Genomic DNA, 26,999 nt, shown 5'->3' on the forward strand with positions numbered 1-26,999 from the left:
CCTCGGTGGCCGACGACGCCCCGGCCAGCGCAGCCGCGTCCGGCAGCAGCCAGAAGCTCTGGGTGTCGGTGCGCTGCACCGCCGGCAGCTGTCGCCCGGCGAGCACCTCGTCGATCGCCGCGACGACCGGCGAGACGGTCGAGGAGGGACCGGCCGAGGGAGGTGGGTCGGCCGAGGGCGGCGAGACCGAGGTGCCCGACACCGAGGAGCCGGCCGAGGACGAGACGGACGACGGCGCGACCACCCCCGACCCGGAGACGTCCGCCCCGCCCACCGGCAACGGGAACGGCAACGGCGCGGGGAACGGCAACGGGAACGGCAACGGGAACGGCAACGGCGCGGGGAACGGCAACGGGAACGGCAAGCCCAGCAAGGACTGAGCGAGGCGCCCCCCGGCGAGGTCCCGCGCCGGTATGTTGCCCGCCACAGGCCCGGTCCGACGAGGCAGTGGCCATGGGGGGCATCCAGGGTCATGAGCGCGGGGGCGAACAGGTCGGACAACCCGATCGGCAACGGGGGTCCTGGCGCGCACCTGGCGGTGTCGTCCCCTGATCACGCGGCGCTCTTCGCCGCGATGCCCACCCCCTACCTGGTGCTGACGCCGCAGCTGGTCATCGTCGACGCCAACCCGGCCTACCTGGCCAACACCGGTCGGACCCTGGCCGAGTTGGTCGGGCGGCCGGTCTTCGAGGCGTTCCCCGGCAACCCCGACTCGACCGCCCCCGACGCCAGTGGCAGCCGCATCCGGGCGTCCCTGGAGCGGGCCCGGGACACCTGCCGCCCGCAGACCCTGCCCGTCCAGGAGTTCGACATCCCCGACGGCTCCGGTGGCTTCACCAAGCGGTTCTGGAGCCTGATCAGCGTCCCGGTGCCGGACGACGAGGGGCGTTGCCGGCACCTGCTCCAGCGGGTCGAGGACATCACCGACTACGTGCGCCAGCAGGCCATGTCCGACCACCCCAGCGGCCGGGGGCAGCGCTGGCACCGCCGGGTGCTGGAGGTGGAGAGCGACCTCTTCGCCCGCGGCGCCGAGCTCCGCGCCGCCCGGCAGGCCGAGGCGGACACCGCGCGCCGACTCGCCGCCCTCTCCGGCGTGGCGTTGGCCCTGGGGCGGGCGGAGACCCTCGACGACCTCGCCCGGGTGGTCAACGAGCGCGGCCTGGTCGTGCTGGGCGCCCACGGCGGCGTGCTCGGGGTCTGCGACGGCGAGGGCCGGTTGCGGCTGGTGCTCACCGACGGCATCGCCCCGGTCGGCGTCGGCCCGGAGACGGTGCTGCCCTTGGACGGGCCCTACCCCAGCTGCGTCGCGGCCCGCACGGGGGCGCGGGTGGTCCTGCCCGACCGCGCGGCCACCGAGGCGTTCTCGCCCGAGCTGGCCCGGCTGTCCGCGGCGACCGGCGTCCAGGCCTGGGCCGCGGTGCCGTTGGAGAGCGGTTCCCGGCGGATCGGGTCGCTGAGCGTGGGCTGGATGCACCCCCCGGCACTGGCGCAGAGCGACCTCGAGCTGCTGCACGCGCTGGCCGCCCAGTCCGCGCTGGCGCTGGAGCGGATCCGGGCCCGGGCGGACGAGCGGGCCCAGCACGCCGTGGTCGAGGGCATGGCGGAGGCGCTGCAGCGCAGCCTGCTCACCGAGCCGCCCGAGGCCGACGACCTGCAGGTCGCCGTCCGGTACCTGCCGGCGGCGTCGCTGGCCCAGGTGGGCGGGGACTGGTACGACGCCTTCCTGCTGGGCGACGGCCGGCTCGCCCTGGTGATCGGGGACGTCACCGGGCACGACCGGCACGCGGCGGCGGCGATGGCACAGGTCCGCAACGTGCTCCGGGGCGTCGCGCACAGCCGGCGCGGCGCCCCCGGTGCGGTGCTCAGCGCGCTGGACCGGGCGCTGCAGGACCTGCAGGTGGCCACCCTCGCCACCGGCGTCCTGGCCACGGTCGAGGAGGTGGGCACCGGCGACCGGCTGCTGCGCTGGAGCAACGCGGGGCACCCACCGCCGCTGCTGCTCGAGCCCGACGGCACGGTCACCGTGCTCGAGCGTGAGCCGGACCTGCTGCTGGGCGTCGACCCGTCCGTCCTGCGCAGCGACCACACCCAGCTGCTCGTGCCCGGTTCGACGGTCGTCCTCTACACCGACGGGCTGGTGGAGCGCCGGGGCGCCGTGCTGGACGACGGCACGGCCTGGCTGGCCCAGGCGCTCGCCCAGTGGGCGCACCTCCCGCTGGAGGAGCTGTGCGATCGGCTGCTCGCGGAGCTCGACGGCTCCGTGGACGACGACGTCGCGGTGCTGGCGGTGCGGGTGCGAGGGTAGTGCCCGTGCTCAGCCCGCCGTGCCCCCGGCCCACCGGGACGGGACCAGGCGGTGCCCGGCGGCCCGGCAGCCGAGGACCAGGCAGGTCGCTGCGGCGGCCAGTGCGACCCGGCCGGACGACGCGTCGACCCCGCCGAGCAGCAGCCCGACGCCGGCGGCGGCGAGCGCGGCGGTGAGCCACTGGTCCTGCCGGCGGCGCAGCCCCACCACCGCCAGGGCCAGGGCAGCGAGGACGGCGACCCGCGCCGGGTGCCCGGCACCGGACACCTGCCCGGACCACGGCAACCCCAACGAGGCGAGGGCCAGCACCCCGGCGCCGAGGAACCAGCCGCGGCCCCGGGTCACTCGGGACGGCCCGGGGCCAGCACCACCGCGGCGCCCGTGGCGGCCAGGGCGGCGGTGAGCCAGAAGCCGCGGTCGCTGGCGACGAGCGGGAGGGCGATCAGCACCCAGAAGGCGGCGAGGGCGACCAGGCCACCGGCCCCGACCCGCCACGCCGTCCGGGCGGACTCCCGCCGCCCGGCCAGGGCGACGGCTGAGGGCACCAGCGCGACGAGGGCGGCGACGGTGGCGAACGCCGACCACGTGGGCACGACGTCCCACAGCGACTGGTTGACGAAGTCGAGGTTGAGCCCCAGTTCGAGCAGTGCGAGCCCGAGCACGCCGAGCAGGAGGGCCACCAGCTCCTTGCCGGGCCGGCCCGAGGAGCGGACGGCGGCGAGGCGGGAACGGACCGAGGACGACGAGGACCCGCCGTCCTGCGCGCCTGCTGACGGAGTGCCGGGTGCGGTGCCGGGGGTGGTGGCCGGGCCCGGGACCGGTGGCGGGGTGGCTGTGGACCCGGGGCCGACGTCGACCGCGCCGGTCCCGTGCACGGCGGTCGGCGGGTCGTAGGAGGGGTGGTACGGCGGGTGGCTGCCGTGCGCTCCGGCGTCCGGCTGCTCCGGCTCGACCGTCTGGCGCTGGCTGGGCGGCAGCAGGATCGACTGGGTGCGTGGATCGTCGGTCGTGCCGGTCACCGCGGGCTCGGTGGCCGGGTGCTCGGTGACGGCGTGCTCGGTGACGGGGTGCCCGGTGGTGGCGTGCTGGTCCCCGGCCGGCTCGTCGGCAGAGTGCCGGGTCGCGCCGGTCGGTGCCGGTCCCGGCTGCGGCTGTGGCTCGGGGATCGGCGGGTGCGGCTGGCTCACGTGTCCTCCTCGTGGGGTGCGCCGAGGCGCCGACGGCCTGGTCGGACCGGGCTGGACGGCGGGGCAGGGCGCTGGACACCGTAGCCGCGGAGGGCCACCGGGAGCCTGCCCCCGCGCCGTGGTCCGGCCGCCCGCCTAGGGTCGGTCCCGTGGCAGCACGCGCGGGCATCGTCGTCACCGGCACCGAGGTGCTCACCGGCCGGGTGGCCGACCGCAACGGGCCGTGGCTGGCCGAGGCGTTGCGCGCCCGAGGCGTCGACGTCGGTTCGGTCGTCGTCGTCGGGGACCGGCCCGAGGACCTGCGGGCCGCCCTCGGCTTCCTGGCCGGTGCCGGCACCGACCTGGTGATCACCACCGGCGGGCTGGGGCCGACGGCCGACGACCTGACCGCCGCCCTGGTCGGTGACTTCCAGGGCCGGCCCTCGGCGCTGGACCCGGCCCTGGAGCAGCGGATCGCCGAGGTGGTCGCCCGGCTCAGCGCCCGCCGCGGCTGGCGGATGGACCCGGCGTCGACCGCGGCCGGGGTCGCCAAGCAGGCGCAGGTCCCGGCGGGCGCCACCGTGCTGGAGCCGGTCGGCACGGCGCCGGGCCTCGTCGTCCCGGTGGCCGACGGCCGGACCGGCCCCCCGGTGCTGGTGCTGCCCGGGCCGCCGTCGGAGCTGCAGGGCATGTGGCCGGCGGCGCTGGAGGCCGAGCCGGTGCGCCGGGCGCTGGCCGGGGCCACCGAGCTGCGCCAGTCGACGCTGCGGTTGTGGGGCACGCCGGAGTCGGAGCTGGCGGCCACCCTGCGCCGGGTCGAGGACCAGCTGACCGACCTGGAGGTCACCACCTGCCTGCGGGACGGCGAGCTGGAGATCGTGACCCGGTACGGCCCGGACGCCGAGCCGGCGCAGCAGCGGCTGGTGCAGGCGGTCACCGCCGACTTCGGCGACACGCTGTTCAGCGGCGGCCCCACGGTGGACGAGCTGGTCGCCGCCGCCCTGGACGAGCGTGGGTGGACGGTGGGCATCGGCGAGTCGTGCACCGGCGGGCTGCTCACCGCGCGGTTCACCGCGCCGCCGGGCTCGTCGCGCCGGGTGCTCGGCGGGGTGGCGGCCTACGCCGACGACGCCAAGACGCAGCTGCTCGACGTGCCGGCCGGCATGCTGGCCGCCGCGGGTGCGGTCAGCCCGGAGGTCGCCGCCGCGCTCGCCGAGGGCGCCCGGCGCCGGTTCGGCGCCGACGTCGGGGTGGGCGTCACCGGGATCGCGGGTCCGGGTGGCGGTACGGCGGAGAAGCCGGTCGGCACCGTCCACCTGGCCGCCGCCGGCCCGGACGGCGCGGCCGCCCGCTCGCTGACCCTGCTCGGGTCACGGGAGGCGGTGCGCCAGCGGACGACGACGCTGGCCCTGCACCTGCTGCGCCAGCTCCTGCTCGGCGGCCCCGCGGCCTGACGGCGGGTCAGGCCGGGTCGCCGTCCCGGCCCACCACCCGGCTGCGGCGCTCGAGGAACAGCACGTCGTGCCAGCTCGCCCGCCCGTCGACGACCCGGCGGCCGATCCGTTCACGACGGCCCACCACCCGGAACCCGAGCCGCTCGTGCAGCGCCAGGCTGGCCGTGTTGGCGGGGAACACCCCGGCTCGGATCGTCCAGATGCCGTCGGCCTCGGTCGAGTCGATCAGCCGCTGCAGCAGCAGTCGCCCGATGCCCCGGCCGGCTGCGTGCGATGCGACGTAGACCGAGTGGTCGACCACGCCGGCGTAGGCCGCCCGCGGCGACTCGCGGGTGCACGCCACCCAGCCGAGGACCGTGCCGCTGCCGTCGGTGGCCACGTGCCGGTGACCGGGCAGGCGGGAGGAGTCGAAGGCCGCCCAGGTCGGTGGCCCGGTCTCGAAGGTGGCGAGGCCGGTGGCGATGCCGGCGGCGTGGATGTCGCGGACGGCGGGCCAGTCGTCCGCCGTCATCGCGCGGAGGACCGGTGAGGGGGAGGACCCGGGCACGCCGCCATCCTCGCGTCCGGCCCGGGCGGCGCTGAGCCGGGGTTCCACGTGGAACCTGACCTGCGCGGTGGGCGGGCGCGGGGCATGCTGGTCGGGCGCGGATGGACCGGCCTGGGTCACTCTCGGGGGCGGACCCCGGTCGTCAGCCCGCCCGGGTGTCAGTCGGCAGCTGGGCGGGCACCCGTCCGGGGTGACCACAGTGACCCTGCACGCCACCGGCCCGGCCGACCCCGGCGAGGTGTGGGACCGCTTCGTGCACCCCGCCCGCTGGCCGGAGTGGTCCCCGCAGATCAGCCGGGTGGAGGCCACCGCCCCCCGGATCGCCCAGGGCGTCACCGGCCGGGTGCACGACCCGCTGCACACCTCCGTTCCGTTCGTCGTCGACGAGGTGTCCGACGCGGCGCGGTGGTGGAGCTGGCAGGTCACCGTCGGGCCGACCCGGCTGGGGCTGGCGCACTGGGTGAGCGCGGGCCCGGACGGCGGGACGACGACCGGCCTGCGGATCAGCGGTTTCGCGCCCCTGGTGCTCGGCTACGCCCCGCTGGCCCTGCTGGCGATCAAGCGGTTGGTGACCATCACGACCTGAGCGTCCGGTGCGTCTCGTACGGTGCCGGGGTGAGCTGGTCGCGGTGCTGTCGTCGGTGCGTCGGAGCGGCCCGGTGACCGGCCGCCGTCGGCGTCGGGCGACGGCCCCGGGCGGCACGCCCACCGCGGTCGTGCGCCCACCGGTCCCGCCGGTGGACCCCGACCGGCAGACTGGGCCGATGACCGAGATCCTCGACGACGCGACCGGATCGGTGGACGGGCACGAGGGGTTCTCGTCCGAGGGGCCGCGCCCGTCGCTGGACCTGCTGGTGTGGGACGCACCGAACATCGACATGACCTTGGCGAACGTGATCGGCGCGCGCCCGACCGCGGCGTCCCGGCCGCGGTTCGACGCGATCGCCGCGTGGTTCGTCGAGGGCGCCGAGGAGCTCGGGGCGGTACAGCCGCCGGAGGTCGAGGCCTGCGTCTTCGCCAACGTGCCGCCGCAGCACGCCACCTCCCTGCAGCGCTGGGTGGAGGCGCTGCGCAGCTTCGGCTACGCCGTCTTCGCCCGGCCCAAGCTCCAGCCCGACGACGACATCGACCAGTCGATGCTCGACCACATCAGCGTGCGGGCGCACAGCCACCAGCTGCGCCGCCTGGTCGTCTTCTCCGGTGACGGCCGGAACTTCGCCGAGCCGCTCGAGGACCTGGCGCGCGCGGGCACCGAGGTGGTCGTCGTCGCGTTCAGCGAGGTCGCCGGCTACGCGATCAGCTCCGAGCTGCTGCAGTTCGTCGACATCGAGGACGTGCCCGGGGCGTTCGTCGAGCCGCTGGACCGCGTCCGGCTGGACGCCCTGCCGACGGACGGCGCCTGGCTGCGCCCGACCAAGAGCCTGCGGGACGCCGCCGGTCTCTTCGCCGCCCGCCGAGGCTGACGGAGGCCGGTCAGGCCGCGCGGGTGCCGCCGATCCCGGTGTCGTCGCCGAACTCCGAGACGCCCGGGGCCGTGGCGGTGGTGCGCGCAGCGTCATCGGGCCGACCTCGACCACCGCGGTCCGCAGCCTCGTCCAGCCGCGTGGCGGCGCTCTCGGCCGGTACGTCGACGACGCTCATCCGGGAGTTGGCGTAGGTGGTCACGGCGTAGAGGAAGACGACCACGCCGAGCATCTCGAGCACCTCTTCGGCCGTGGTGGCCAGGACGTACGGAGCGGACAGCATCCCGCGGTCGTCGGCCAGCCAGCTGCCCACCACCTCCATGCCGATGGCGCCGCCGACGTAGAGGGTCCCCGCCACGACGATGAGGAGCCCGATCCGTCCGGGGAGCCCGCGGAGGAAGCGGACGTACGCGGCGGCGAAGACGACCACCAGCGGGGCGGCCAGCACCCACCAGCCGAAGGTGAAGACCCCGCTCGTCTCCACGACCTTGCCCACCTGGTGGTTGGCGCGCTCGTGCAACCGCAGCAGCTCGTCGACCGAGAGGTAGCAGAACGCCGCGGCGAGGACCGTCCAGTGCCACCGCCAGCGGTCGCGGGTCCGGTGGGCCCACGCGGCCACTCCGGCCGCCGATGCAGCGGCCGCCAGCAGCAGGGCCGAGGAGAACCACGTCGGGAGGTTCGCCTCCCGGTTGACGCTGAGCAGGTCGAGCACCCCGGAGCGCATCCCCGCCGCCAGCTGGCCCGGCGTGTCGGCGCCGAGCACGACGAGGTTCAGCACGAGGCTGACGGCTCCCAGCAGGAGGCTCACCCCGGCCAGGACCACGAGCAGACGCCGCGGCCGGATGACGGTGAGCATGGTGGGTCCCTGCAGTCGACGCCCCGATCGCAGCGGCGACCCAGGTCCCCGAGCACAGTAGGTCGGTCGACGAACAGTTGACAACTGGGGGACTCCTGCGTGAACAGGAGGTGACCAACCGGTGCTGGGGCAGTAGCGGCGGACCGCACCGGCGTCCCGGTCGGTACGGCTAGCGGCGGGCCAGCCGGCGGACGCCGCCGGTGTAGGGCATCGAGTAGTGCGCGAAGACGTCGGGCTCCTGCTCCACGGTGAGCTCGCCGTCGGTGTCGATGGACGGCGCGTTCTTGGTGAGGTCCTTGGACACGGTGACCCGGATGTGGTCGGGGGCCACGGTGGCGCCGGTCAGCGGCACGAAGGTCAACTGGCGCCGGCCGATGAAGCCGGTGACGACCGCGGCGAAGAAGGGCTGGTCGGTGGTGGTGTCCACGTACACCGACTCCAGCGTCCCGATCTTGCTCCCGTCCGGGTCGACGACGTTCAGGGTGCGCCAGTCACGGATGTTCTCGGCCGGGAACACGGGGCCCTCCTGGGGTCTCGGGACAGATGCCCCTCCATGCCCGGTGCCGTGGCCGCGCAACCCCGCAGCGACTGCCTGGGCCGGGGCGGGTACCGGGTGGGCCATGGCACGCCAGGAGCTCGTGGTGATGGTCGGCCTGCAGGGGTCGGGCAAGTCCCGGTGGGTCACCGAGCACCTGGCCGGCACGCACGCGGTGGTCAGCAAGGACCACTGGCCGAACGCCCGGCGTCGTGAGGCCCGTCAGCAGCGGACCGTGGCCGCCCTGCTCGCCCAGGGCGCCAGCGTCGTCGTCGACAACACCTCGCCGTCGCCGGCCGAGCGGGCGCCGCTCGTCGCGTTGGCGGCGGCCGCAGGCGTCCCGGCCCGGGCGGTGTTCCTCGACGTCCCGCTGGAGACCTGCCGGGCCCGCAACGAGGCCCGCGAGGGGCGGGCGAGGGTGCCGCTGGTCGGGCTGTACAGCGCGGCCGGGCGGCTCACCGCGCCGAGCACCGCAGAGGGGTTCAGCGAGGTGACGGTGGTGCGGAGCTGAACCCCTGCCCCCCGTCAGGCCCCAGCCGGGCCGGAGGAGGAGCGGGGCCGGGGGACCGCGGCGGCGGACAGCCCGGAGGGCAGCCGGGCCCACACGTGCTTGCGCTGGGCGTCGCTGCACCAGCCGTAGTCGATCGACAGCTGGGCCACCATCGGCAGCCCCATCCCCCCGTACGCCGGGTCGCGGTCGACCGCGGGGCGCGGCGGGGCGTCGGGCGAGCCGTCGGTCAGCACGATCAGCCAGCCGGTCGGGACGGCGACGATCACTGCCACCACCGCACCGCCACCGTGTCGCAGCGCGTTCGAGCTGAGCTCCTCGAACACCAACAGCAGTCCCTCACGCGCGTCTTCGGTGGACCGGGCGGCCAGGGACGGGTGGGCGAGCCGGGCCCGCAGGTCCATCCGGACCCGGGACGCGTCGTGCACCGTCGGGAGCTCCCACCGCCAGACGTCGCCGTCCTCGTGGGGCACGTCGGCCGCCGGCCAGACCAGTGCACTCACTCTTCGGTCCTCTCGCCGGCTGGTGTCTCGCCGCCACCATGGTGGCGGAGACGCCAACGGCGTGCAGCACGGGGGGTCACGTGCCGGGTGGGGACGGTCAGCGCCGCGCCTGGTCCGCCTCGTCCCCGTCCAGCTCAGCGACGCCGGGCATCCCCTGGACGTCCAGCCGCAGGAGCAGGCCGGTCAGCTCCAGCGGCCCGGTGACGATGCGGCTGGTCGCGATGACCCCGACGTGCTTGCCGGCGGCCTCCGGGTGCTGGCTCACCCACACCAACGCCGTGACCCCGGCGGACCCGAAGAAGGTGACCCCGGACAGGTCGATGGTGAGCAGGCGCTCCGCCTGGCGCAGCGCGGCCAGCAGGGTCTGCTGCAGCAGCGGGTTGCTGGCGGCGTCCAGCTCGCCGGACACGGAGGCGATGACCTGCCCCGGTTCCGGGCCGTCGGCGAGCCGCACCTGGAACGGCGCCTCGTCGGCTGCCGACCTGACCGTCTTGATGGGTCCTCCTCCAGACCGGGACACGTGCGCAGTGTCCGCCACCGATCGTCTCCCGTCGGCACGTGCCCGCGGAGCGGGCCGGGTCGAGTCACTACCCCGATCGAGGCACGCCAGTCGCCGTACCCGGTCAGGAAGGTCATCACTTCGTCACCTGTCGAGCTCGCATCCGTGGGACGGGTGTGACACGGTGACACACGGTCGAAATGAGGCCGCCGGTGCGGTAGGGCCCGCGTCCGGCGGTGGAGCACCCCTGCAGACGCGCCGTGCGCGCCGGGGGTGCACGCCCACCAGGCCGCCCGAGTCCTCGCCAGACCGAGTGCGGCGCCATCAGGACGACGACCACCCGGCCCAGCGTGGCCTGGGTGCGGAGAGGGGGTGGGCCGATGTGGGAGTACCTCGTCGACCGGCGCGGGCTGATCGCCTTCCAGGCCTTCCAGCACGTCAGCCTGGTCGTGCAGTGCGTGCTGCTGGCCACCGTGATCGCGATCGGGCTGGCGGTGCTGGCCTACCGCAGCCCGCGGCTCACCGGGCTGGCCAACGGACTCTCGGCGATCGGGCTGACCATCCCCTCCTTCGCGCTGCTGGGCATCCTGCTGGCGCCCTTCGGGTTCGGGATCACCCCGGCCGTGCTGGCGGTGACGTTCTACGCGGCGCTGCCGATCCTGCGCAACGCCGTCGTCGGCCTGGCCGGCGTCGACCGCTCGCTGGTGGAGTCGGCCCGCGGCATCGGGATGAGCCGGATGAGCACGCTGCTGCGGATCGAGCTGCCGCTCGCGTGGCCGGTGATCCTGGCCGGCATCCGGGTCTCCACCCAGATGGTCATGGGCATCGCCGCGATCGCCGCCTACGTGCTCGGCCCCGGCCTGGGCAGCTTCATCTTCTCCGGACTCTCCCGGCTGGGCGGTGCGAACGCACTGAACGCCACGCTCGTCGGGACCATCGCGATCGTCCTGCTCGCCCTCGTCCTGGACGTGGTGCTGGTGCTGGTCGGTCGCCTGACCACCTCGAGGGGCATCCGTGTCTGAGACCACCGCTGAGCGCGGCGGCGCCACCGCAGCCGCAGCCGCACCCGCCAGCACCGAGCGCCAGGTCAGCGGCGTGTCGATCCGGCTCGAGGGCGTGACCAAGAGCTACTCCGGGCAGGGGAAGCCGGCCGTCGACTCGGTCGACCTGGACATCCCGGCCGGTCAGATGGTCATGTTCGTCGGGCCCTCGGGCTGCGGGAAGACCACGCTGCTGAAGATGCTCAACCGGCTGGTCGAGCCCACCAGCGGCAAGATCTTCCTGGGCGACGAGGACGTCACCGGGCAGGACGCCGACCAGCTGCGCCGCCGGATCGGGTACGTCATCCAGGCCGGTGGGCTCTTCCCGCACATGACCGTGGGCACCAACATCGGGCTGGTCCCGGGGATGCTCAAGTGGGACCGGAAGCGGATCGCCGCCCGGGTCGACGAGCTGCTCGAGCTGGTCGGCCTGGACCCCGAGGTCTACCGCGACCGCTACCCGCGTGAGCTCTCCGGTGGCCAGCAGCAGCGCGTCGGGGTCGCCCGGGCGCTCGCCGCCGACCCGCCCGTGCTGCTGATGGACGAACCGTTCGGCGCGGTGGACCCGATCACCCGCCAGCGCCTGCAGGACGAGCTGATCCGCATCCAGGAGGAGCTGGGCAAGACGATCGTCTTCGTCACCCACGACTTCGACGAGGCGGTCAAGCTCGGCGACCGGATCGTCGTCTTCGACGTCGGCGCCCGCGTCGCGCAGTACGACACCCCGGAGGCGATCCTCGCCGACCCGGCGGAGGAGTACGTCGCCGACTTCGTCGGCGCCGGCGCGACCCTGAAGCAGCTGACCCTGACCCGGGTCGGGGACGTCGAGCTGATCCACCCCCAGCAGGCCCAGGTCGGCGAGGACGCCGCCGAGGTCGTCCGCCGCGCGTCGGCCGCCGGGGAGAAGTACGTCGTGGTCACCGACCGCCGTGGCCGGCCGATCAGCTGGCCGTCGCTCGCGGAGCTGTCCCGGGTGGCCACCGTGCCGGACACCGTGGACGAGAAGCTCCCGGTGGTCGGGCTGCGCTCCACCCTCAACGACGCCCTGGACACGATGCTCGCCGCCAGTCAGGGCGGTGTCGTCGTGACCGGCCGGGACGGCGTCGCCGGCGTCATGGTGGTGGAGACGGTGATGGCCGCGATCCAGCGCACCCGCGACGAGGTGGAGGGATGACGGCGCCCCGCCCCGCGGCCACCGAGGCGTACCCCGACACCGAGATCGACGACGCGCTCGCCCAGACCCAGACGCCGGCCCGCGGTGACTCGGACGAGGCCCGCGGTGCCTGGCGAGGACTGCTCGTGCAGCCGGTCCTCGTGCTGGCCGGGGTGCTGGCCTTCGTCATCTGGCGGTCGACCGCCGAGCTCGCCGACACCGAGCAGCGCCAGCTCGGCTGGGGCGTGCTGGGCCGCAGCATCCTGGAGCACCTGCAGCTCACCCTGTTCGCCGCCGTCATCGTGCTGCTGATCGGCATCCCGCTGGGCGTGCTGCTCACCCGCGGGCCGTTCCGCCGGGCCACGCCGCTGGTGCTGGGCGTGGCCAACACCGGCCAGGCCGCCCCGGCGATCGGGCTGTTCGTGCTGCTGGCCACCTGGCTGGGCTTCGGCTTCCGGTCCGCGGTCGTGGCCCTCGTGCTCTACACGGTGCTGCCGGTGCTGCGGAACACCATGGTCGGGCTGCAGGGCGTCGACGCCCGCCTGGTCGAGGCCGGCCGGGGGATGGGCATGAGCGCCCTCGCCGTCCTGCTGCGGGTGGAGCTGCCGCTGGCCGTCCCGGTCATCCTGGCCGGCGTCCGCACCGCCCTGGTGCTGCTCGTCGGCACCGCCACGCTGGCGACCTTCATCAGCGGCGGCGGGCTGGGCCAGCTGATCACCACCGGCATCAACCTCTCGCTGGACAGCCTGCTGTTCAGCGGTGCCGTCCTCGTCGCCCTGCTCGCGCTGGCCATCGACTGGTTCGGTCGCGTCGTGGAGCACGTCGCCCGACCGAAGGGACTCTGATGCGGACCCGCGCAGCCGCCGCGTCCTCGCTCGCGGCAGCCACCCTGCTCACCGGGTGCGGTCTGCAGGCCGCCACGCAGTACACCCCGGCGTCCGCGCCGGCCGACATCCAGCCGATCGAGGGGGTGGCGGGCGAGGAGATCGTGGTGGGGTCGAAGAACTTCACCGAGCAGCTGATCCTCGGCAAGATCGCCGTGATCGCGCTGCAGACCGCCGGGTTCGACGTCGTCGACCGGACCAACATCCCCGGCTCCGTGCCGGCTCGTCAGGGCATGGTCAACGGCGAGATCGACATGGAGTGGGAGTACACCGGCACCGCGTGGCTCTCCTACCTCGGCGAGGCCGCACCGATCGCGGACCCGCTGGAGCAGTACGAGGCCGTCCGGGACGCCGAGCTGGCCAACGGCCTGACCTGGCTGCCACCCGCGGAGGCCAACAACACCTACGCCTTCGCCGTCCGCAGCGAGGCGGTCGACGACCTCGGCGGGATCAGCACGCTGTCGGAGATCGCCGAGCTGCCCGTGGAGGAGCGCACGTTCTGCGTGGAGAGCGAGTTCGCCAGCCGCAACGACGGGTTCGTGCCGATGCTGGAGACCTACGGACTGGAGCTCGGTGATGCGCAGGGCGTGCCGCGGGACAACGTCAGCACGCTGGACACCGGCGCGGTCTACGAGGCCACCGACCAAGGGCAGTGCAACTTCGGCGAGGTCTTCACCACCGACGGCCGGATCACGGCGCTGGACCTGACGGTGCTCGAGGACGACCGGGCGTTCTTCCCCAACTACAACATCTCGCCGGTGCTGCTCACCGAGACCTTCGAGGAGCACCCCGAGCTGGCCGACCTGTTCGGGCAGATCACCCCGCTGCTGACCAACGACGTGCTGCAGGAGCTGAACGCCCGGGTCGACGTGGCCGGCGAGCAGCCCGGGGACGTCGCGCTGGAGTGGATGGTCTCCGAGGGGCTCGTCGAGCCGGCCTGATCAGGTCCGCTCGGCCAGCCCGCACAACCGGCTGACCAGGAACTCCACCGCCGCCTCGCTGTCGACGTCCTCGGCCACCGCCACCGCGGTGGCCGAGGACGACGTCGTCCGGCGGTCCACCAGGGTCTGCCCGCGCCCGGCGCCGTGCCCGGTGTCCACCACGATGTCCCGGCGCACCGCCGTCAGCGTGCCCGGCACGATCGCCTCGGTCAGCGCCAGGGCGTCGTGCACCACCACCCCCTCGACGCCGTAGCTGCTGCGGGCGTGGTCGACGTACTGCTGCAGGACCGCCGCCGCCCGGTCGCCCACCGGGCCGGCCGCGGCGAACCGGGCGATCCCCGCTGCCGTGAGCACCGTGGGCAGGGTGACGTCCAGGCCGACCAGCACGGTCGGCAGGCCCGCACCGAACACCGCTGCGGCGGCCTCCGGGTCGGCCCACACGTTGAACTCCGCGGCCGCGGTCACGTTGCCGCCGCGGGTCGCCGAGCCGCCCATCACCACCAGCCGGCCGATCCGCGCCGCCGCCTCCGGGTACACCCCCAGCAGCAGGGCGATGTTGGTCAGCGGGCCGATCGCGGCGACGGTCACCGGCTGCTCGCTGGCCAGCAGCAGCTCCGCCAGCGCCACGACCGCGGGCCGGGGGTCGACCGCGGCCGGGGACGGGGGCAGGACGACGCCGCCGAGGCCCGCCTCCCCGTGCACGTGGCCGGCCCGCCGCGGCTGGGGGAAGACCAGCGAGGTGCGGGCGCCTGCGGCCACCGGCACGTCCGACCGGCCCGCCAGGTGCAGCACCCGCAGCGCGTTCTCGGTGGTCTCGGCCAGGCCGACGTTGCCGTGCACCGTCGTCACCAGCTGCAGGTCGACCTCGGGACTGGCCAGGGCGAGCAGCACGGCCAGTGCGTCGTCGATGCCCGGGTCGGTGTCGATCACCAGCGGGGTGCGCATCCGCCCATCCCACCAGACCGGCCCGACACGCCGGTGCGCCGGATCGGCGGCCGAGGTCACCGCCCGGCGATCGACCGGCTGACCTGCGGTTTCGTCCGGTTCTGTCGACAAGTGCCCGGGTCCGGAGGTGGGTCATCGACCGCTGCGGAGGGGTCGGGCAACGGTTGGGTCACGCGGTCGTGAGGGGGTGTCCCGAACGGGGGTCCCAGGGCTCCGTCGTCCGTAACTTCTTCCTTGCCCGCGGCCCCTTCCCCGGCCGCGGCGACTACTTCCCGGGAGGGCAGCACGTGGCGATCCAGATGGCACCGGTCCGGTCGACCGAGCTGCCCGCTGCCCGGGACACCGGCCGGCTCGGGCTGTTCGGCACCGACACCCCGGCGCCCAACACCACCGACCTGGCGTTCGGCCTGGCGATCGGCCTCGCCATCGGCGTGCTCGGCATGGGTCCCAGCCCGCTCGCGGACGACGACGTCCCGGTGCGCCTCCCCCGCTCCCGGCGGCGTCAGCTGGCCCGCCTCGCCGCCACCTGGGGCGCCGGCGGCGACGGTGCACACCTCGCCTGGCGTGCGACGCCGCTGCCGGTCTACCGGCTGACCGACGGGCCGGACCGGTCCGTCTCCCGCCCGGCGCCCGGCCCGGCGGCCGCCGCCCCGGTGGCAGAGCGCGCCCCTGCCCCGTCCGCGCCGCCGGCCCCGGACCACGAGCTGGAGACGGCGATCGAGTTCGCCACCGACTTCTCCGTCGACCTGCTCACCACCCCCGCCCGGCTGGCCGCGCCCCCGTCGCGGCTGACCGCCCCGGTGCGGCAGCTGGTCAGCCGCCTGCGCGGCGTGCGCCGGCGGGCCGCGGCCTGGGGCGGTGGCGCGAACGGCGCCTCCCTCAGCTGGGACAGGCCGGTCGCGCCCCGGACGCACCAGCTGACGCTGCCGGCGCTCCCCGAGCCCCGGCACTCCGACATCGACCTCCGGCACAGCGACATCGACCTCCGGCACAGCGACATCGACCTCCGCCATCGAGCCCCGGACGACGACGAGGTCGTGCCGCTCCGAGAGGCGCCCAGCACCCCTGCCACACCGCCGTCGCCTCGCAGTGCGAACCGGCCACACTTCTTTAGGGTGGCTACATGTTCACCACGCGGCCGGAGCTCGCCGGCACCTTCGGGATGGTCGCCTCGACGCACTGGCTCGCCAGCGCCGCGGGCATGGCGACCCTCGAGGCCGGTGGGAACGCGTTCGATGCCGCGGTCGCTGCGGGCCTCACCCTGCAGGTGGTCGAGCCGCACCTCAACGGCCCGGGGGGTGAGGTGCCGATCCTCTTCGCCCGGAGCCCGCGGGCAGCCGCCGGCGCGGGGGTCCCCGTGGTCCTGTCCGGTCAGGGGGTCGCCCCCGCCGGCGCGACGATCGACGCCTTCGGGGACCTCGGTCTCGACCTGGTCCCGGGCACCGGTCTCCTCGCCGCCACCGTGCCCGGCGCTCTCGGCGCCTGGCTGACCCTCCTGCGCGACCACGGCACCCTGCCGCTGGGCGCCGTCCTCCGCTTCGCCATCGAGTACGCCGAGCACGGCCACCCGGTCCACCCCCGGGTCGCCGCGACCGTCGCCTCGGTCTCCGAGCACTTCCGCACCCACTGGCCGACCTCGGCCGCCACCTGGCTCGCCCCCGACGGAGCACCCCCCACCGCCGGCCGCCTGTTCCGCAACCCGGTCCTCGCCTCGACCTACCGCCGACTGCTCGACGCAGCGCGCGGACCCTCCCGAGAGGCGCAGATCGACGCGGCACTGGCTGCTTGGTACACGGGGTTCGTCGCCGAGGCGATCGACGAGTTCTCCCGTTCCCCGGTGATGGACGACTCCGGTCGTGCCCACCGCGGCTTCCTGACGGGTGAGGACCTGGCCAGCTGGGCCCCGAGGTACGAGCCGCCGGTCACCCTCGACTGGCAGGGGTGGACGCTCGCGAAGGCCGGGCCGTGGTCCCAGGGCCCGGCGCTGCTCCAGGCGCTCGCGATGCTGGACGGCCACCCGGCAGCAGGGGCCGGGGCCGGGTACGCATCGGGCACCGCCGATGCCGATCTGGTCCACGCCGGCGTGGAGGCGGTGAAGCTGGCGATGGCCGACCGGGAGGCCTGGTACGGGGACACGGCCGAGGTCCCGGTGGACGACCTGCTGTCCACGAGCTACACCGAGCAACGGCGGGCGCTGATCAGCGACCGGGCCAGCACCGAGCTGCGGCCTGGCTCGCCAGGGGGGCGCCCGCCCCGGCTCCCCGGGTTCGTCACCGCCGGCGGCCGTGCCTCGTCCGGCCCGATCGCGGGCGTCGGGGAGCCCACCGTCGACACGCGGGGCACCACCCGGGGCGACACCTGCCACGTCGACGTCGTCGACCGCTGGGGCAACCTCGTCTCGGCCACCCCCTCCGGCGGCTGGCTGCAGAGCTCGCCGGTCATCCCCTCGCTCGGCTTCGCGCTGGGCACCCGGGCGCAGATGTTCTGGCTGGAGCCCGGGCTCCCCAACTCGCTGCAGCCGGGCAAGCGCCCGCGCACCACGCTCACCCCGTCCCTGGCGCTGCGCGGCGGCGTGCCGACCCTCGCCTTCGGCACCCCCGGCGGGGACCAGCAGGAGCAGTGGCAGCTGTGCTTCTGGCTGGCCCACGTGCTGGGCGGGCTGGACCTCCAGGCGGCCATCGACGCGCCGACCTGGCACACCACCGCCTTCCCGTCGTCGTTCTTCCCGCGGGAGATGACGCCGGACGAGGTCGTGGTCGAGTCCCGGATCGGGGAGGAGACGATCGCCGAGCTGCGCCGCCGTGGCCACTCGGTCACCGTCTCCGACCCCTGGTCGCTGGGCCGGCTGTCCGCGGTCTCCGTCGACCCGGAGACCGGCGTGCTGCGGGCCGGGGCCAACCCGCGGGGCATGCAGGGGTACGCAGTGGGTCGCTGAGCCCTCGGTCGGGTCAGTCCGGGGCTTCCTCCTCGGCCAGCTCCTCGGGCACGACCGCGGCCAGGCAGCGCCGGATCGCCAGCGCGATGCTGCTGGCAGCGAACAGGTCGTCGTCGGTGTGCCTCCGGGCTCGCCGCAGCTCCGCCTCGAGAGCGTGCAGGTCGGCATAGGCACCGCGGGTGGTGTCCGGGTCGGCCGTCGCCCCGTCGACCGAGCGCAGCACGTCGGCCAGGCCGGTCAGCGCCTCGGCCGCGGACGGTCGCAGCGACGGGCCGAGCGCCACGTGGGAGAGGTCGGCGGTCTCGGTCTCGGCGATCAGCTGGGTCAGGTCCTCGATCATCAGCGTGAGGCGCTCCAGCGCGCGGGCCTGGGCGTACTGCCGCTCGGCGTCCTGCTGGTGCCGGCGGGCCCGGCGGTTGCCCCGGCGGGCCTCGTCGATCTGCTGCACGGCGGCGCGCATCCGCGCCAGCACCGGGTCGATGGTGTGGATGCGCTCGCGCCACTCGTCCTCGGTGGGCGGGTGCTCCTGCTGGAGCCCGTCGGCGAGGTCCTCCAGCTGGGCGGCCAGCAGGTCGCGGAGCCGACCGAGCTCGGTCTGCGAGGGAGCCAGCGGCAGCGGCGGGAAGACGGCGAGGACCGCCGTCCCGATCAACGCGCCGAAGAAGGTGAGTCCGGCGTAGCCCAGCACGTAGTCCACCGGGTCGCCGCCGCCGATGATCAGCACGAACAGCGCCGAGGTGGTCACCCAGCTGCCGGAGCTGCCCAGCCGGTGCCAGCCGGCGAGCAGGACGCCGATGGACACCACGATGCCGATCCTGGCCGCGATCGGCACGGGCAGCGCGTCGGTGGCCAAGGCCACGGCAGCGCCGAGCGCGATGGCGGCCACCGACTGTGCGGCGGACCGGGCCGAGCCGGCCAGGGTGGTGGAGGTGGCGATCACCGCCCCGAACGGCGCGTAGTAGGGGTACTCCTGGGCCGGGCCCGGCAGGAACTGGGTGAGTGCCCAGGCGATCGTCGCGGCGATCGCGGCCCGCAGGGCCAGGCCGAGCTGCGGGTGCCGGGCCCAGGTGCGCTGCAGGGGGGCCCGCCAGGAACGGGGGTGCCACGGCCTCGGCCGGCCGTCCTGCGACCGGGGGGCGGCGGTTCCCTGCATCCGGTCATCGTCCCCCGCCGGCAAGGGTGGCGCTCGGCATGCCCCGCCACCGGGGGCGGCGCCACCAGGCATGATCGGTCCGGCAGGCAGCATGGGGGGTCGGCCTCGGTGCAGGACGAGGAGCGGGGGTGCTGGGCGATGTCGCCGCTGGACCCTGATCGGCTCACGGCTGCCCGGCGGGTGGCCGCCACCGCGGTCGGCTCGCCGGGCTTGCAGCGCCTGACCGACCTGGCCGCCACGCTGTTGCGTGCACCATCGGCCGGGGTGGCGGTGGTCGGTGACGTGCAGACGATCGCGGGAGTCTCCGGGACACCGCGACGGACGATCGGGTCCGAGGACTCGCTGACGAACACGCTGGGCGGGGTCACGGTCGCCGCCCGGGCCCCGCTGGTCGTCACCGATGCACCTACCGATCCCCGGGTGGCCGACCTGCCGGCCGTGCGCGAAGGCCACGTCGGGTCCTACCTCGGGGTCCCGCTGTTCGATCCCGCGCGGCAGCACGTGGTGGGGGTGCTGTCCGTCTTCGGCCCAGGACCGAGGTCCTGGAGCGAGGGGGACGTCGCGCTGCTCTCGCAGCTCGCCCCACAGGCGGCGTCCGAGCTCGAGCTGGCCGCGCTCACCACCGAGTTCGAGGTCAGCCGGCTGCGCTGGGGTCTGGCCATCGACGCGGCCGGCATCGGCAGCTTCGATTGGGACCTGACCACCGGCAAGCTGTCCTGGGACGATCGACTGCTGGAGCTCTTCGGCTACGAGCGGGACGACTTCACGGGAACGATGGAGGCCTTCGACGCCCGGGTGCACCCGGACGACGCCGAGCGGGTCCGTGAGGCGCTGCAGACAGCCATCGACGTCTGCGCCGAGTTCGAGGTCGAGTACCGGGTGCAGCTGCCCTCCGGAGAGACCCGCTGGGTGCAGGCCCGAGGCCGGGCGCTGCCCGACGAGCGGGACCTCGCCGTCCGGCTGCTGGGCGCGGCCTACGACACCACCGAGCAGCGACACGGGGAGACCCGGCTGGCCCGGGTCCTGGAGTCCATGCCGGCGGCCTTCTTCTCCGTGGACCGGAACTGGACCTTCAGCTACGTCAACGGTGGCGCCGAGGAGCTGCTCGGTGCCACCCGCGAACAGCTGCTCGGCGGCAACGTGTGGGAGCTGTTCCCCGCGTCGGTGGGCAGTGAGTTCGAGATCCACTACCGGCAGGCGATGACGTCGGGCGAGCCGGTGGCCTTCGACGCCTGGTACCCGCCACCTCTGGACGCCTGGTATGAGGTGCGTGCCTGGCCGACCCCGGAGGGCCTGTCGGTCTACTTCAGCGAGGTCACCGAGCGGTACCGGACCGAGCAGGCGGCGCGGCGGCGGGCCGAGGGGCTCGCCCTCGTCGCCCGGGTCTCCGACGCCGTGGCGGCCGCCCTGGTCGAGGGCCGGGGGGCGTGGGCGGCCATGCAGGAGCTGACCCTCGGCGTCGTGCCCGCCCTGGGGGACTGGGTGATCGTCAGCCTGATGGAGGAGGGTGGCCGGCTGCACGACGTCGCCAGCTGGCACCGGGACCCTGCCCTCCGCCCGATGGCGGCGCGCTACGCCGAGCTGCGGCTGGCCGCCCTGACCTCGACCGCGCCCCTCGTGGCCGCGCTGGCCAGCGGCAGGGTGATCGAGGTCCCTGATGTCCCCGAGGCCGTCGGCCGTACGTTGCCGCCGGGCCCCGTGCGCGACGCATTCGATGCGCTGGCCCCGGCGACGGCGGTCGCCCTGGGGTTGACCGCGCACGGCCGGACGGTGGGGGCCATGAGCATCTACCGCTCGGCCGACCGAGACCCCATGGACGGCGAGGACGTCGTGGTCGTCCAGCAACTCGCGGATCGGGTGGCCCTGGCGCTGGACAGCGCGGCGCTGCACGAGCAGCAGCGCCGGATGGCCGAGGACCTGCAGCGGAGCCTGCTCACCGACCCACCACAGCCGGACCGCGCAGAGATCGCCGTCCGGTACTTCCCGGCCGTGCAGGCTGCCCAGGTGGGCGGCGACTGGTACGACGCATTCCTGCAGCCGGACGGGACGACGATCCTCGCGATCGGCGACGTCGTCGGTCATGACACGAAGGCGGCCGCGGCGATGGGTCAGCTGCGCGGGCTGCTGCGCGGGATCGCCTGGCGCAGCGCAGCCGGCCCGATGGAGGTGCTCCGCGACCTGGATGGCGCCATCGAGGGCCTGCAGCTGCGCACCCTGGCGACCGCGGCCGTGGCCCGCCTGGAGTGGACCGGCGCGGAGCTCGAGCGTGGGGAGACCCGGTTGCGCTGGTCCAACGCCGGCCACCCGCCGCTGCTGGTGCGGCACGCCGACGGCAAGGTGGAGGTGCTGGCCACCGAGCGGGCCGACCTGATGCTCGGCGTGGCCCCGGACGCGATCCGCCGGGAACACGCCGTGGTGCTGGACGCGGGCGCGACGGTGCTCCTCTACACCGATGGACTCGTCGAAGGACGCGACCTCCCGCTGGACGACGGGGTCGACCGGCTGGCCGGCTTGTTCGCCGAGCTGGGGGAGCTGCCGTTGGGGGAACTGGTGGACCAGGTCGTCGCCCGGTTGCGCCCACAGGGGTCCGAGGACGACGTCGCGCTGGTCGCCGTCCGGCTGCACGGGGGGGACGTGCAGCGGTGGCCCGAGGGCGGGCCGGGGACCGTGCCGGCGAGCCTGCCGCTGACGGACTGAGCCGGCTCAGCGGCGGGGCAGCAACGCCCAGACGCTCTTCTGGTCCCCGGTGAGGTGCCAGCCGTGCGCGACGGCCATCTCGGCGATCAGGTAGAGGCCCAGCCCGCCCAGGCTGGGATCACGCCCGACCGCCGGCTGCGGAGGGCGCTGGGCTGCGGAGTCGCGCACCTCGATCAACCACGCCTGCGGCGTCCGCTGGACGCGGGCGAGCACCCCACCACCCCCGTGCCGGAGGGCGTTGGAGGCCATCTCGTCGAACGCCAGGACGACGGCCTCGTCGAGTTCGGCGGCCGCACGGTCGCCACCGGACTCCTCGGCCAGCCCGCGGCGCAACTGGGCACGCACCTTGGGGAGCTCCGCCACGCTGCTCAGCGCCCACTCCCAACCGGCCTCGGCGGGTGGTGGAGGGGACGACGGCCACGCAAGGCTGATGCCCTCGCCCGTCACCCGGTCTCCTCGCTGTCTGGCCGCGAACAGTCACACGGCGAACCCCTGTCTTGTCTCGGCAGAGGCAGGTCTAATCATGAACTCGACGTGACGTACACCTCACCGTTCCGGGGTGGGGCGCGCCAGTCGAGTGGCGCGTCGCCCGCTCAGCCGGCCAGTGCGGCCAGATGGTCCCGCACGGAGGCCGGGTCGCGCATCACCCCGCCCATCACCGCGACCCCCCAGGCGCCGGCGGCGAGGCAGCCGGGGACGTCGTCCGGGCCGATGCCGCCCAGTGCGAAGACGGGCGGACCGTGCGGGACCAGCTCGGCCAGGCCCGGGAGCCCGAGGGCCGGGCCGTGGCCGGGCTTGGAGGTGGTCAGGAAGACCGGGGACAGGAAGGCGTGGTCCACGCCCTCGGCCCGGGCCCGGGTCAGTTCGGCGGCGGAGTGGCAGGAGCGGCCCAGCCAGCCGGGCCGCGGCGCCGGCAGCGGGTCGGCCGCCGACAGGTGGACGGCGGTGCGCCCCGCACTGCCGGCGGCCCCCGCCCACACCAGGACGCCGCCCACCGGGTCCAGCAGGGCCTGCAGTTGCCCGGCGAGCCGCGACCGCTCGGCGAGGGGCAGGTCCTTCTCCCGCAGCACCACCGCCCGGGCCCCGGCGTCGACGGCGGCGGCCACGGTGGCGGTCAGGCTGCCCCGGCACTGCGTGCGGTCGGTGAGCACGAGCAGCCGCGGCAGGCTCACAGCTCCGGCAGCCCCTGCATCGACGTCGATGCCTCGGCGAGCCAGCGCCGCGGGATCCGGCCCGCGCCCCGGGCCAGCCGGCCGCCCTCGACGGCCTGCCGCATGGCCAGCGCCATCTGCACCGGCTCCCGGGCCCGGGTCACCGCCGACGCCAGCAGCACCGCGTCGCAGCCCAGCTCCATCGCCAGCGCGGCGTCCGAGGCGGTGCCGATGCCGGCGTCCAGCACCACCGGCACGCTGACCTCCTCCCGGAGCAGGGCGATGTTGTAGGGGTTGCGGATGCCCAGACCGCTGCCGATCGGTGAGCCCAGCGGCATGACGGCGGCGCAGCCGACGTCGGCCAGCCGCCGGCCGAGGATCGGGTCGTCGGTGGTGTAGGCGAGCACGGTGAAGCCGTCGGCGACCAGTTGCTCGGCGGCGTCCATCAGCTCGACGGCGTCGGGCAGCAGCGTGCGGTCGTCGCCGATGACCTCCAGCTTGATCCAGTCGGTTTCGAACGCCTCCCGGGAGAGCTGGGCGGTCAGCACCGCCTCCCGGGCGGTCTGGCAGCCGGCCGTGTTGGGCAGCAGCCGCACCCCGCAGCGGCTGAGCACCTCGAGCATCGCGCTCCCCGCGGCCGCCTCCACCCGGCGCAGCGCCACGGTCACCAGCTGGGTGCCCGAGGCGCGCACCACCCGCTCCAGCACCTCCAGGCTGGGCAGGCCACCGGTGCCCAGGATCAGCCGGGAGGTGAACGTCTCCCCGCCCAGGCTGAAGGGGTCGGTGGCCTCCTCCTGCTCCAGCGCGGGGACCAGCTCCTCGGTCAGTTCACCGTCGTTCACTTCAGCCTCCTGCGGTGGGGGCGAGCACCTCGAGGCGGTCGCCGGGGAAGAGCTCGGTCGTGGTCCAGCTGCTGCGCGGGACGACGTCGCCGTTGCGGGCGACCGCGACCCGGTCGTGCCCGCTGGTGCGGTCGGCGACGAGCGCGGCGACGGTCGTGCCGTCGGCCAGCTCGACCGGGTCGCCGTTGACGGTCAACGAGATGGTCATCGGTGGGGGAACCTCTCGACGGTGAACGGTGCGGCGAGCTCGGGCAGCTCGCCGGTGGCCAGCAGCTCGGCGACGACGTCACCGGTCACCGGGGTGAGCAGGACGCCGTTGCGGTGGTGGCCGGTGGCCAGCACCAGCCCGGGCAGCGTGCTGGACCCCAGCAATGGGGCGTTGTCGTCGGTGCCCGGCCGCCAGCGGGCGAGGGTCTCGACCAGTTCCAGCTCGGTCACCCCGGGCACCACCTCGATCGCGTCGTGCAGCAGGTCGTGCACCCCGCCGGCGGTGACGGTGGCGTCGAAGCCACGGTCCTCGGTGGTGGCCCCCACGATCAACCCGTCCTCGCCGTAGGGCACCAGGTAGACGTGCCGGCTGCGGACGAGCGCGCGCACCGTGCCGGTGAGCAGCCCCGCCGCCCCGGCCATCCGCAGGATCTGCCCCTTGACCGGCCGGATCGGCAGCGGCGGCACCCCGGGGAGCGTGTTGCTGTGCGCACCCAGGGCCAGGACGACGGTGCCGGCGGCCAGCTCCTCGCCGCCGGCCAGCTGCAGCCCGGTGGCCCGCCCGCCGGTGACCTGCACACCGGCCACCCGGTCGGGCACGAGACGCACCCCGGCGGCCTCGGCGGCTGCGGTCAGCGCTCGGTGCAGCGCCCGGCCGTCGACCGAGTGGTCGCCCTCGACGGCCAGCCCACCGCGCAGGCGGGGGGTGAGCGCGGGCTCCCGGCGGCGGGTGTCCCGCGGGGTCAGCCGCTCGACGGCCAGCCCCAGCTCCTGCTGGTAGCCGTGCAGCGCGTCCAGCGCCCGCACGTCGTCGGCGTCGAAGCCGACCACCAGGGTGCCGACGGTGCGCAGCCCGACCGGCAGCCCGCTGGCCGCCTCGACCTCGGCGGCGAACGCCGGGTAGCGCTGCAGGGAGGCCAGGCACAGCCGCAGGAGCGCCTCCTCCCCGTAGGCGGCCTCGGTGACCGGCGCGAGCATCCCGGCGGCGGCCGCCGAGGCGCCGGCGCCGGGGGCGTCGTCGACGACGGCGACCGACAGGCCGCGCTGCGCCGCCCGCCAGGCCACCGACAGCCCGATCAGCCCACCGCCGGCCACCGCCACGTCGATCACCGGGCGTCCGCCAGTGCCCGCAGCAGCTCCGCCGTCGCGGCTCCCGGGTCAGCGGCGGCGGTGACCGCACCGACCACCGCGACCCCGGTCGCGCCAGCGGCCAGCAGCTCGCCGACCCGCGCCGCGGTGACCCCGCCGATGGCGATCACCGGCACCGGCACCGCGGCGGCCACGGCGCCGACCCCGGCGACCCCGATCGGGTCGGGGAGCCCCGTCTTGGTGGTGGTGGCGAAGGCCGGGCCGACGCCCAGGTAGTCCGCCCCCTCGGCCACCAGCTGCCGGGCCAGCTCCGGGTCGCGCGCCGTGCCGCCGAGGAGGTGCCCCGGCCCGGCGACCCGCCGGGCGGCGGCGAGCGGGAGGTCGCCGGCGCCGAGGTGTGTCCCGTCGGCGCCGACGGCGAGGGCGACGTCCACCCGGTCGTTGACCAGGCACGTCGTGCCCGCGGACCGGCAGAGCTCGACCACGGCCCGGGCGAAGTCGTGCAGCACCCGGTCGCTGCAGCCCTTCGCCCGCACCTGCACCACCGGCGCACCGGCGGCCACCGCGGCGGCGATCGCGGCCAGCGCGGCCGGTCCGCCGTCGGCGTCGGTGAGCACGTGCAGCTGGCCCAGCGGGGAGGTCATGCCCGTTGCCGCCCGCGGCGGGCGCCGAGCAGCGCGATCACCGCGGTGAGGGACGCCGCCACGGCCAGGCTGATCAGCGAGGCCGACCAGCCGTTGGCCGGGTCGATGCCCAGGTCGGCCTGCCGCGCGGTCCACCAGGTGGTCCAGCCGGCGCCGACGCCGGAGAAGAAGGTCGGCAGGGTCAGCTGGTAGGCGACGAACCCGGCCAGCCACGGCAGCAGGTACACCAGCCGGGCCGGGGCGGTGTCCGAGGTGTCCCACCGGCCGGGGGCGCTCAGCGCGTAGGCGACCAGGAAGACGCCGATCAGCGGCACGAAAACCGCGCCGATCAGGAAGAGGAACGGCTCGTAGGCGACGATGTCGAAGCTCAGCGCGAGCAGGGTGGCGGTGGCACCGACGCCCAGCGCGAGCAGCCGGCGGTCCAGCCGGGCCACCACGTTCTGCGCCGACACGGCCGTGGAGTAGACGTTCGCGAACGCCTCGTCGAGTTCCACCGTGATGAGCACCAGCACCGCCAACGCCCCCAGCGGCACGGCCAGCAGCGCGTCGATGACGTCCAGCCCGGAGCTGCCGTAGGCCGCCAGCGCCAGCACACCGAGGGTGAACATCGCGACGGTGGCCAGGCCGTAGCCCAGGGCGGCGCTGGTGCCGGCGACCCGGCCGCTGCGCACGTGCCGGGTGTAGTCGGCGGCGAGCGGGAACCAGGAGATCGGCAGGGCGATCACGATGTCGGTCGCCGTCCAGAACGACGCGGCGCCGCCGCCGTCCAGGGCCGCCCGCGGCTCGGACAGCACCTCGACGAACAGGTAGGCGATCGCGGCCAGCGCCGCCCACACCGCGTACCGGGACAGCACCCGGACCACACCCAATGGCCGCAGCGCCATCGCGGTGGCCAGCACGCCGGCGACCAGCACGAACGGCCAGCGTGGCGCGTCCAGCACCCGGGACGCCGCCTCGGCGATGATCACGATCTCGAAGGTGGCCCAGCCGATGCACTGCACCAGGTTCAGCGCGGTCGGCAGGTAGGAGGCCCGCCGGCCGAGGAGGCCGCGCAGCAGCACCATCCCCGGCACCCCCTCGCGGGCACCGGCGGCGGCGGCCAGCCCCAGCAGCGAGGCGCCGATCACCGCGCCGACGACGATCGCGCCGAGCGTGACCGACAGCGGCTGCCCGGGCAGGACGACGTAGACGGCGGCCACCGGCAGCAGCAGGCTGATGCCCAGGTTGCCCCACAGGCCCGCGGACTCGCGGAAGCCCAGCGTGCGGGCCGGCGGCTCGGTCAGGGTCAGTGGTGCGTCCCCGTGGGACGCGCTGGTGTGGACGGTTCCGGACGTGCTCAACACGGGCTCCCTACGCCGGCATTACCCGGTCAGGTTCCAGCGGTCGGCGGCGCGTCAGCCGCCCTCTCAGCCCGGTCCTCCGAGCTCCCGCACATGGCTCGACGCCATGACGGGGCCACCATAACCACCGTGTGCAACGCCA

29 protein-coding genes and 1 riboswitch are annotated in these 26,999 nt (G+C 75.1%); of the genes, 12 read left to right on the forward strand and 17 right to left on the reverse strand.

The window, feature by feature from the left end; genetic code table 11:
• Positions 1–380 (forward strand): hypothetical protein (locus G5C62_RS07890; protein WP_206330520.1); only part of this gene is annotated, 380 nt, incomplete at its 5' end.
• A 92-nt stretch (positions 381–472) separates the two neighbouring features.
• Positions 473–2,305, forward strand: a complete 1,833-nt coding sequence (locus tag G5C62_RS07895) for a SpoIIE family protein phosphatase (RefSeq protein WP_164700561.1) — start codon at positions 473–475, stop codon at positions 2,303–2,305.
• 9 nt (positions 2,306–2,314) lie between these two features.
• Here the strand turns inward: G5C62_RS07895 and G5C62_RS07900 are convergent, their stop codons facing one another.
• Complete coding sequence (locus G5C62_RS07900; RefSeq protein WP_164700562.1) at positions 2,315–2,650, reverse strand: hypothetical protein; 336 nt, start codon at positions 2,648–2,650, stop codon at positions 2,315–2,317.
• Positions 2,647–3,492: a hypothetical protein gene (locus G5C62_RS07905; protein ID WP_164700563.1), complete on the reverse strand. Its 846-nt coding sequence runs from the start codon at positions 3,490–3,492 to the stop codon at positions 2,647–2,649. The genes G5C62_RS07900 and G5C62_RS07905 overlap by 4 nt, the downstream gene beginning before the upstream one ends.
• A 149-nt stretch (positions 3,493–3,641) precedes the next feature.
• Between G5C62_RS07905 and G5C62_RS07910 the strand changes: the two genes are divergently transcribed.
• Complete coding sequence (locus tag G5C62_RS07910; RefSeq protein WP_164700564.1) at positions 3,642–4,925, forward strand: competence/damage-inducible protein A; 1,284 nt, start codon at positions 3,642–3,644, stop codon at positions 4,923–4,925.
• Between the two features lie 7 nt (positions 4,926–4,932).
• Here the strand turns inward: G5C62_RS07910 and G5C62_RS07915 are convergent, their stop codons facing one another.
• The gene (locus G5C62_RS07915) at positions 4,933–5,472 is read right to left on the reverse strand and encodes a GNAT family N-acetyltransferase (RefSeq protein ID WP_241175774.1); all 540 of its coding nucleotides are present in this window, start codon (positions 5,470–5,472) and stop codon (positions 4,933–4,935) included.
• Between the two features lie 190 nt (positions 5,473–5,662).
• Between G5C62_RS07915 and G5C62_RS27485 the strand changes: the two genes are divergently transcribed.
• Entirely contained in the window at positions 5,663–6,058 is a 396-nt protein-coding gene (locus G5C62_RS27485) for an SRPBCC family protein (protein WP_206330521.1), read from the forward strand.
• A gap of 178 nt (positions 6,059–6,236) precedes the next feature.
• Positions 6,237–6,935, forward strand: a complete 699-nt coding sequence (locus tag G5C62_RS07925) for an NYN domain-containing protein (RefSeq protein WP_036332547.1) — start codon at positions 6,237–6,239, stop codon at positions 6,933–6,935.
• A 10-nt stretch (positions 6,936–6,945) separates the two neighbouring features.
• Here the strand turns inward: G5C62_RS07925 and G5C62_RS07930 are convergent, their stop codons facing one another.
• Both G5C62_RS07930 and G5C62_RS07935 read right to left on the reverse strand, forming a co-directional pair.
• Positions 6,946–7,791: a hypothetical protein gene (locus tag G5C62_RS07930; protein WP_052090439.1), complete on the reverse strand. Its 846-nt coding sequence runs from the start codon at positions 7,789–7,791 to the stop codon at positions 6,946–6,948.
• 169 nt (positions 7,792–7,960) lie between these two features.
• Positions 7,961–8,308 carry a PRC-barrel domain-containing protein gene (locus tag G5C62_RS07935; protein ID WP_036335964.1) on the reverse strand — a complete coding sequence of 116 codons (348 nt, stop codon included), beginning with the start codon at positions 8,306–8,308 and terminating at the stop codon, positions 7,961–7,963.
• 103 nt (positions 8,309–8,411) lie between these two features.
• Between G5C62_RS07935 and G5C62_RS07940 the strand changes: the two genes are divergently transcribed.
• Positions 8,412–8,837, forward strand: coding sequence for an AAA family ATPase (locus G5C62_RS07940; RefSeq protein ID WP_036335963.1), 426 nt, complete (start codon positions 8,412–8,414; stop codon positions 8,835–8,837).
• A gap of 14 nt (positions 8,838–8,851) precedes the next feature.
• On the opposite strand, the gene G5C62_RS07945 is transcribed toward G5C62_RS07940, so the two are convergent.
• Positions 8,852–9,337 carry an ATP-binding protein gene (locus tag G5C62_RS07945; RefSeq protein WP_164700567.1) on the reverse strand — a complete coding sequence of 162 codons (486 nt, stop codon included), beginning with the start codon at positions 9,335–9,337 and terminating at the stop codon, positions 8,852–8,854.
• Positions 9,338–9,434: 97 nt separating this feature from the next.
• The gene (locus G5C62_RS07950) at positions 9,435–9,857 is read right to left on the reverse strand and encodes an STAS domain-containing protein (RefSeq protein WP_164700568.1); all 423 of its coding nucleotides are present in this window, start codon (positions 9,855–9,857) and stop codon (positions 9,435–9,437) included.
• A 359-nt stretch (positions 9,858–10,216) separates the two neighbouring features.
• On the opposite strand from G5C62_RS07950, the gene G5C62_RS07955 reads away from it, so the two are divergent.
• Genes G5C62_RS07955 through G5C62_RS07970 form a run of 4 tightly spaced genes read left to right on the forward strand, consistent with a single transcriptional unit; the run spans position 10,217 to position 13,854 of the window.
• Entirely contained in the window at positions 10,217–10,858 is a 642-nt protein-coding gene (locus G5C62_RS07955) for an ABC transporter permease (RefSeq protein ID WP_036335960.1), read from the forward strand.
• Entirely contained in the window at positions 10,851–12,050 is a 1,200-nt protein-coding gene (locus G5C62_RS28650; RefSeq protein WP_164700569.1) for an ABC transporter ATP-binding protein, read from the forward strand. Before G5C62_RS07955 ends, G5C62_RS28650 begins: the two co-directional genes overlap by 8 nt.
• Complete coding sequence (locus tag G5C62_RS07965) at positions 12,047–12,874, forward strand: ABC transporter permease (RefSeq protein ID WP_164700570.1); 828 nt, start codon at positions 12,047–12,049, stop codon at positions 12,872–12,874. The genes G5C62_RS28650 and G5C62_RS07965 overlap by 4 nt, the downstream gene beginning before the upstream one ends.
• Positions 12,874–13,854: a glycine betaine ABC transporter substrate-binding protein gene (locus tag G5C62_RS07970; RefSeq protein ID WP_164700571.1), complete on the forward strand. Its 981-nt coding sequence runs from the start codon at positions 12,874–12,876 to the stop codon at positions 13,852–13,854. The genes G5C62_RS07965 and G5C62_RS07970 overlap by 1 nt, the downstream gene beginning before the upstream one ends.
• Here G5C62_RS07970 and G5C62_RS07975 read toward each other — a convergent pair whose 3' ends face one another.
• Both G5C62_RS07975 and G5C62_RS07980 read right to left on the reverse strand, forming a co-directional pair.
• Entirely contained in the window at positions 13,855–14,799 is a 945-nt protein-coding gene (locus G5C62_RS07975; RefSeq protein ID WP_164700572.1) for a nucleoside hydrolase, read from the reverse strand.
• 583 nt (positions 14,800–15,382) lie between these two features.
• On the reverse strand, positions 15,383–15,757 hold the full coding sequence (locus G5C62_RS07980) for a hypothetical protein (protein WP_164700573.1): 375 nt from the start codon (positions 15,755–15,757) through the stop codon (positions 15,383–15,385).
• A gap of 165 nt (positions 15,758–15,922) precedes the next feature.
• Between G5C62_RS07980 and G5C62_RS07985 the strand changes: the two genes are divergently transcribed.
• The gene (locus G5C62_RS07985) at positions 15,923–17,734 is read left to right on the forward strand and encodes a gamma-glutamyltransferase family protein (RefSeq protein WP_036335957.1); all 1,812 of its coding nucleotides are present in this window, start codon (positions 15,923–15,925) and stop codon (positions 17,732–17,734) included.
• Between the two features lie 13 nt (positions 17,735–17,747).
• On the opposite strand, the gene G5C62_RS07990 is transcribed toward G5C62_RS07985, so the two are convergent.
• Positions 17,748–18,887, reverse strand: a complete 1,140-nt coding sequence (locus G5C62_RS07990; RefSeq protein ID WP_164700574.1) for a hypothetical protein — start codon at positions 18,885–18,887, stop codon at positions 17,748–17,750.
• 138 nt (positions 18,888–19,025) lie between these two features.
• Between G5C62_RS07990 and G5C62_RS07995 the strand changes: the two genes are divergently transcribed.
• Complete coding sequence (locus G5C62_RS07995) at positions 19,026–21,584, forward strand: SpoIIE family protein phosphatase (RefSeq protein WP_164700575.1); 2,559 nt, start codon at positions 19,026–19,028, stop codon at positions 21,582–21,584.
• Between the two features lie 6 nt (positions 21,585–21,590).
• Here the strand turns inward: G5C62_RS07995 and G5C62_RS08000 are convergent, their stop codons facing one another.
• The 7 genes from G5C62_RS08000 to G5C62_RS08030 form a co-directional block, all read right to left on the reverse strand.
• Entirely contained in the window at positions 21,591–22,031 is a 441-nt protein-coding gene (locus G5C62_RS08000; protein ID WP_036335953.1) for an ATP-binding protein, read from the reverse strand.
• A 146-nt stretch (positions 22,032–22,177) separates the two neighbouring features.
• Complete coding sequence (locus tag G5C62_RS08005; protein WP_036335952.1) at positions 22,178–22,756, reverse strand: thiamine phosphate synthase; 579 nt, start codon at positions 22,754–22,756, stop codon at positions 22,178–22,180.
• A complete protein-coding gene (locus tag G5C62_RS08010) occupies positions 22,753–23,538 on the reverse strand; it encodes a thiazole synthase (RefSeq protein WP_036335966.1) in 786 nt (261 codons plus the stop codon). The genes G5C62_RS08005 and G5C62_RS08010 overlap by 4 nt, the downstream gene beginning before the upstream one ends.
• Positions 23,539–23,578: 40 nt before the next feature.
• A complete protein-coding gene (gene thiS, locus G5C62_RS08015; RefSeq protein ID WP_164700576.1) occupies positions 23,579–23,785 on the reverse strand; it encodes a sulfur carrier protein ThiS in 207 nt (68 codons plus the stop codon).
• Complete coding sequence (thiO, locus tag G5C62_RS08020) at positions 23,782–24,894, reverse strand: glycine oxidase ThiO (RefSeq protein WP_164700577.1); 1,113 nt, start codon at positions 24,892–24,894, stop codon at positions 23,782–23,784. Before thiO ends, thiS begins: the two co-directional genes overlap by 4 nt.
• On the reverse strand, positions 24,891–25,517 hold the full coding sequence (gene thiE, locus G5C62_RS08025; protein WP_164700578.1) for a thiamine phosphate synthase: 627 nt from the start codon (positions 25,515–25,517) through the stop codon (positions 24,891–24,893). The genes thiO and thiE overlap by 4 nt, the downstream gene beginning before the upstream one ends.
• Positions 25,514–26,857, reverse strand: coding sequence for a cytosine permease (locus G5C62_RS08030; RefSeq protein WP_164700579.1), 1,344 nt, complete (start codon positions 26,855–26,857; stop codon positions 25,514–25,516). The genes thiE and G5C62_RS08030 overlap by 4 nt, the downstream gene beginning before the upstream one ends.
• Positions 26,848–26,958: riboswitch (TPP riboswitch) on the reverse strand. It overlaps the preceding gene by 10 nt.
• Positions 26,959–26,999 lie beyond the last annotated feature (41 nt).

The sequence above is a fragment of the Modestobacter sp. KNN46-3 genome (assembly GCF_011039295.1).

Bases quoted from the DNA above. Each gene is read 5' to 3' on its own strand.
- G5C62_RS07895 (WP_164700561.1), top strand. From the start codon at position 473: ATGAGCGCGGGGGCGAACAGGTCGGACAACCCGATCGGCAACGGGGGT.
- G5C62_RS07925 (WP_036332547.1), top strand. From the start codon at position 6,237: ATGACCGAGATCCTCGACGACGCGACCGGATCGGTGGACGGGCACGAG.
- G5C62_RS07930 (WP_052090439.1), bottom strand. From the start codon at position 7,791: ATGCTCACCGTCATCCGGCCGCGGCGTCTGCTCGTGGTCCTGGCCGGG.
- G5C62_RS07940 (WP_036335963.1), top strand. From the start codon at position 8,412: ATGGCACGCCAGGAGCTCGTGGTGATGGTCGGCCTGCAGGGGTCGGGC.
- G5C62_RS07955 (WP_036335960.1), top strand. From the start codon at position 10,217: ATGTGGGAGTACCTCGTCGACCGGCGCGGGCTGATCGCCTTCCAGGCC.
- G5C62_RS07965 (WP_164700570.1), top strand. From the start codon at position 12,047: ATGACGGCGCCCCGCCCCGCGGCCACCGAGGCGTACCCCGACACCGAG.
- G5C62_RS07970 (WP_164700571.1), top strand. From the start codon at position 12,874: ATGCGGACCCGCGCAGCCGCCGCGTCCTCGCTCGCGGCAGCCACCCTG.
- G5C62_RS07975 (WP_164700572.1), bottom strand. From the start codon at position 14,799: ATGCGCACCCCGCTGGTGATCGACACCGACCCGGGCATCGACGACGCA.
- G5C62_RS07980 (WP_164700573.1), bottom strand. From the start codon at position 15,757: ATGTCGGAGTGCCGGGGCTCGGGGAGCGCCGGCAGCGTCAGCTGGTGC.
- G5C62_RS07985 (WP_036335957.1), top strand. From the start codon at position 15,923: ATGTTCACCACGCGGCCGGAGCTCGCCGGCACCTTCGGGATGGTCGCC.
- G5C62_RS07990 (WP_164700574.1), bottom strand. From the start codon at position 18,887: ATGCAGGGAACCGCCGCCCCCCGGTCGCAGGACGGCCGGCCGAGGCCG.
- G5C62_RS07995 (WP_164700575.1), top strand. From the start codon at position 19,026: ATGTCGCCGCTGGACCCTGATCGGCTCACGGCTGCCCGGCGGGTGGCC.
- thiS (WP_164700576.1), bottom strand. From the start codon at position 23,785: ATGACCATCTCGTTGACCGTCAACGGCGACCCGGTCGAGCTGGCCGAC.
- thiE (WP_164700578.1), bottom strand. From the start codon at position 25,517: ATGACCTCCCCGCTGGGCCAGCTGCACGTGCTCACCGACGCCGACGGC.